Origin of the sequence: Bacteroides sp. 51 (genome assembly GCF_010500965.1) — a bacterium.
In the GTDB taxonomy this organism is placed as follows: Bacteria; Bacteroidota; Bacteroidia; order Bacteroidales; family Bacteroidaceae; genus Bacteroides.
Genome location: NZ_QVMI01000011.1, coordinates 1 through 332, shown reverse-complemented (window position 1 = coordinate 332; position 332 = coordinate 1). Strand labels below are relative to the sequence as shown.

Here is a 332-nt window from a genome sequence, read left to right as displayed (position 1 = left end):
AGGAAATGACTCAGCTTTGCGATAGTTTCTCCATGGAGAAGCTGTATAAAGCCCATGCGGGGGCTACAGACAACCATACCCCGCAAACACCGGGTTTTGGGGTATTGGAAATACATACGCGCATATGGAATTTCCTGGATGAGATCAGCGAAAGGCTGGCCGACGGGATAAAGTGCAATCTGTATTTTGACCTGAAAATCAGGGAGTTCTTCTTCCTGCTTAAGGCGTATTATACCACGCAGGAAGTAGCTGGCTTCTTCTATCTGATCCTCAGCGATGATACCGCATTCTCAGAGTATGTACGCTTACACCGCCATAAGTTCCGCAACGTA

At 47.6% G+C, this 332-nt stretch carries 1 pseudogene; it reads left to right on the top strand.

Features of this window, described 5'->3' with window-relative positions:
* Positions 1 to 332, top strand: a pseudogene (locus tag D0T87_RS10150) (hypothetical protein); the annotation flags it as partial.